This window comes from Microcystis sp. M179S2 (genome assembly GCF_020245805.1).
GTDB classification, from domain to species: Bacteria; Cyanobacteriota; Cyanobacteriia; order Cyanobacteriales; family Microcystaceae; genus Microcystis; species Microcystis aeruginosa.
This window is the reverse complement of record NZ_JADBUE010000265.1, coordinates 1-2,999: the sequence shown is the minus strand read 5'-3', so window position 1 is coordinate 2,999 and position 2,999 is coordinate 1. Positions and strand designations below refer to the sequence as shown.

Annotated in this window: 1 protein-coding gene; it reads left to right on the top strand. The window is 41.9% G+C overall.

Annotated features, from left to right (window positions below; translation table 11 throughout):
- The first annotated feature begins 423 nt into the window (after positions 1-423).
- On the top strand, positions 424-2,916 hold the full coding sequence (locus tag IM500_RS16170; RefSeq protein WP_287738978.1) for a DUF4347 domain-containing protein: 2,493 nt from the start codon (positions 424-426) through the stop codon (positions 2,914-2,916).
- Positions 2,917-2,999: the final 83 nt, after the last annotated feature.

Genomic DNA, 2,999 nt, shown 5'->3' with positions numbered 1-2,999 from the left:
CCTACTATCTTAGAAGAGCTACTAAAATTAGCAGCTACCGCTAATTCTCTCGCAGAATTTAAGCAGTCTTTGGCAAAAATCAATATCTAGAAAACGGGTTTCTTAGAAAACGGGTTTCTCAAAGAAACCCGTTTTCTGAGGGCTTGAGGTTTAACCGCACCGAATTTAATTTGATTTTCTCTGATTCATGAATAAACCTGATGAAAAAAAAAAAAAAAAAATAAGCATATTTTATATTCTATTGACGGTAGAAAAAAACGCTCTCAGAATGGTAGAAACGATTAATTGATGGTTTGACAGTCTTCAAGCCTAACCTAGACTGGCTGCGGTTGCGGAAAACAGGCTGACTCGGCTGAATAAATAATATTAAAGCAGCTTGTGGGCAATGCCCACCCTACACCACTCACCAGGAACCCTTGTATTATGTCTCGCCAAACCAATCTTAACCAGTCCGTAGTTTTTCTCGATGCTGGTGTCACCGATTATCAAAGTCTCCAAGCTGGGGTAATCCCTGGAGTCGCTACAGTTATTCTCTCTCCCAATCAAGACGGAATCGAACAAATATCCGCTTTTTTACAACAAAATCCCCAGATTACCACGATTCACCTCGTTTCCCATGGTGCGCCTGGATGCTTATATTTAGGGAATTGTCAACTCAATTTAACAAATATTTACGATTACCGCCAACAGTTACACAGTTGGGCAAAGATTAATCGTATTCTACTGTACGGTTGTCAGGTCGCGGCGGGAGATGCAGGAGAAGAGTTTATTGAGAAGTTGCATCAGTTGACGGGTGCGACGGTGATGGCTTCAGCGACACCTACGGGAAGTAGTAAATGGGGAGGAAATTGGGAGTTAGAGGTAATAGTTTCTCGCGCTGAAAGTGAGCAAGATTTGAATATTTCCTTGGCGTTTGATGGGGGGACTTTAGCGACTTATGAGGGAGTATTTGCTCTTTCTTTAGTGGGTAGTTATGATACTCCTGGCGAGGCTCATGATGTGAAAGTAGTGGGGAACTATGCTTATGTAGCTGATTTTAGTTTAGGGCTGCAAATCATCGACATCAGCAACCCTACTAACCCCACTCTCATCGGCAATTATGATACTTCTGGCTCCGCTATGGATGTGCAAATAGTCGGCAATTACGCTTATGTAGCTGATTATGCGTCAGGACTGCAAATCATCGACATCAGTAACCCCACTAACCCCACTCTGACAGGCAATTATTCTGATTGGCCTCTTGGTTCGGCTTATGGGCTGGAGGTAGTGGGAAACTACGCTTATGTAGCTAGTGATTATCAAGGACTGACAATCATCGACATCAGCAATCCAAGCAACCCCACTCTCATCGGCAATTATGATACTTCTAGTCGAGCTTTGGAAGTCCAAGTAATCGGTAATTACGCTTATGTAGCTGATTATGAGTCAGGACTGCAAATTATCGATGTCAGTAACCCGGAAAACCCCACTCTGAAAGGTAATTATGATACACCTGGCATTGCTAGTGATGTGGAAGTAGTAGGCAACTACGCTTATGTAGCTGATGGTTGGGATGGAGGACTGCAAATTATCGACATCAGCAACCCTACCAACCCCATTTTCATTGGCAATTATGATACTAACAGCGTTGCTAATGATGTGGAAGTAGTGGGAAATTACGCTTATGTAGCTGATGATATGGCAGGACTGAAAATCATTGACATTAGCAACCCCACTAATCCCATTCTCATCGACTATTACGATGATTTTTCTACCGTTGCTTATGGTGTGGAAGTAGTCGGCAATTACGCTTATGTAGCTGATTATTTTGACGGTTTGAAGATTATTGATGTAAGTGGCTTCAATAACCCATCGCCTTCTATCACTATTCTTGATTTTGAATCTCCCTTACCTCAAGGTTTATCCTCTGTAAGCTTCTGGCAATTTACTTCTGTTCCCTCCACTGCTAAAATTACAAATCAGTATGCTCCTTCAGGTGTGTTAATGTCTGGAGTGGCTCTAATTAATCTCGGACTCGGCCATGCAGCATCTGGAGTGAATGGGATTGGAGGAATTGGTTCAGAATCATCAGTTGATTATGACGCACCCTTAACTTTCCAGTTTGTATCGTCGGTAAACAGTTCAACACCTGCATATACAAATTACTTTGCTATTTCTCCTGATTTATGGGGAGGAAGTGGCAATAATGTAAAAATCACTGCTTATGGGTTTGACAACACAATTTTAGGAGTCACTACATATACTGAAACAGGAAATCTTTCCCCAAGTACACCAATTGAAATTCAAAATGTAGGCAAGATATATAAAGTTGTTGTTGATGCTTCTTTAGCATTTGTTGGTGGTGGTGGAATAGGCTTTGATCTGGTTAAATTTGAAGTTCCAACTGTCGATGCTCCCACTGTTACTCTTGCGGTTTCTCCCAGTAGTGTCAATGAAGACGGGACAACTAACTTAGTCTATACCTTCACCCGTACAGGTTCTACTACCAGCGCTTTAACCGCTAACTATACAGTTGGGGGAACAGCTACTTTTAGCACAGATTACACTCAAACCGGTGCAGCAACTTTCACCAGTACAACAGGGACAGTGAATTTCGTTGCTGGTTCATCCACTGCAACTGTAACAATTGACCCCACAGCAGATACCACAGTTGAAGATGACGAAACCGTCAGCTTAACCCTCACTTCTGGGGCTGACTATACAGTTGGGACAACTACTCCAGTGACGGGAACGATTCTCAATGATGATACCCGTGTTACTCTTCAGGTTGTTCCTAGTCTTGTCACCGAAGATGGGACAACCAACTTAGCTTACTTCTTCTACCGCGAGGGTGTAACAACTAATGCTTTGACAGTTAACTATACTTTGCACGGCTACAACTTGCATTTTTTACTCAAGGACAATAATATAGTTTAAGAGTCATAATTAGAAGCAAAGCACTCATTAAAAACATGATTAACCTAGAATTCACGGAAGAAGAAAAGAACTCACTGTATTAT

Coding starts and splice junctions, on each gene's coding strand:
- IM500_RS16170 (WP_287738978.1), top strand. CDS start 424: ATGTCTCGCCAAACCAATCTTAACCAGTCCGTAGTTTTTCTCGATGCT.